Consider the following 1677-nt stretch of genomic DNA (forward strand, 5'->3'; position numbering starts at 1 on the left):
GGTCGAGGATCAGGTACAGGTGGAACCATCGGCCGACCACGGTGGCGGGCAGGTAGGTCATGTCCCAGCACCAGACCTGGCGCGGCGCCGTCGCGACGTGCGTGGTCGGCGGGCGCGTCGCCTTGGGCGCCTTGGCGCGCCCACGACGCGCGGCCTGGCCGTGCGCGCGCAGCACGCGCGCGAAGCTGGACTCACTGGCGACGTACACGCCTTCGTCGGCCAACATGGGCACGATGCGCGCCGGTGGTACGTCCGCGAACCGCGTCTCGTTGGCCACGCGCAGCACCTCGGCGCGCTCCGCCTCGCTCAGGGCATGGGCGGGTATCGGACGCACCGCGGCGGGCCTGCCATCGCCCGTTGTGAGCCCATCGCCAGCCTGCCAGCGCTGCAGGGTGCGCAGGTCGATGCCGGCGGTCTCGCAAGCCAGGCGCAACCGCGCGCCTGACGAATGCGCCTTGAGGATGTCCTGGGCCACGATGCGGCGATCTTCGAGGCCGATCATTCGTCCTCGCCCCTTTGGAAGATCGCCTCGAGTTTTTTTGATAGCACCAGGAGTGCCGTCGTCTCGGCGAGCGCCGCATTCTTGCGGCGCAGGTCGCGTTCGAGTTCCTTGATGCGCCGCCGATCCTGCTTGGTCTGCTTCGGGCTCGCGCGCTCTTCTTCGGGCGTGGCCAGCGCCTGCGTCGCGCTCTGCCGCCACACGTTCAGATCCTTCAGATACACGCCGTTCGCGCGGCACCAGGCGCCCTTGGCGTTCTCGTCCATCGCGGCCGTCGTCAACACGGCGTCGAACCGCGCCGCCGCCGTCCAGACCTTCTCACGCCAAGGCTGCGACAGCGCCTCGCTGCGCCACCGCTCCAGCGTGTCGGCGCCCACGCCGATCTCGCGTCCGACGTCCTGCGCCGACGCGCTCTCCGGCGGCAGCATCCGCGCCACCGCTCTGTCCTTGAATGCCTGTCCGTACCTTGCCACTCTCGTCCTTCATCGCCACCCCCGGATTGTCGTCTCTATCGGGGCGACAACTATTCTGACGCGGGGGGAACACGCCATGGTCCGATGACTGCTCGAATCTCCAGTTGACGTCCACTTTCCTGCAGCCACGAGCAATCGCAGCCATGTCACCTTGGCAGTTTCCGAGATTGTCTCCAGCGACGGCCACATGAAGAACCACCGGCCTAAAGCCATCGAGTCGAAAGATTGTGTGAACCCGATCGGTAGCTCCCTGACCGGACGCGACCGACTCGGAGATCACCTCCGAAACTCCGTCGCCGTCGATGTCTTGTACCGAGACCTTGTTGCCGATCGGCCCTGGCAGCTCACGCACCTCTTGCAGAGCGGGTCGTACAAGAACGGAATGCCAAATGAAATTGCGAACCCGCTCGTAGAAGCCGACCTGAGCGATGTATGCCACCTCCTTGTCCATGAGGTGCACCTCTTGCAACGGCCCCTCGATGGTCAAAGCTTCTGAGGATTTCGCCCTCCACCAGTCTTGCACCTGCTGCTGGGTGGGGGCGCCCTCAGCATGAGCGGCGCCGCAGGCTAGAACCGACATGAGCATTGCCAACACGAAACCGTTTCGCATCCGTCCTCCGCGACATTTCAGACTGTCAATGCTGCCACATACCGTGGCCAGGCGACGAGGTCAACACGCCTTCGCCGGCTTTCAATTACCCACAA

Annotated in this window: 1 pseudogene; it reads right to left on the bottom strand. The window is 65.3% G+C overall.

What is annotated here, in order from left to right:
* Positions 1–972, bottom strand: a pseudogene (locus QZY01_RS01585) (IS3 family transposase); the annotation flags it as partial.
* Positions 973–1677 lie beyond the last annotated feature (705 nt).

The organism is uncultured Rhodoblastus sp., assembly GCF_903903185.1.
Taxonomy (GTDB): Bacteria; Pseudomonadota; Alphaproteobacteria; order Rhizobiales; family Beijerinckiaceae; genus Rhodoblastus.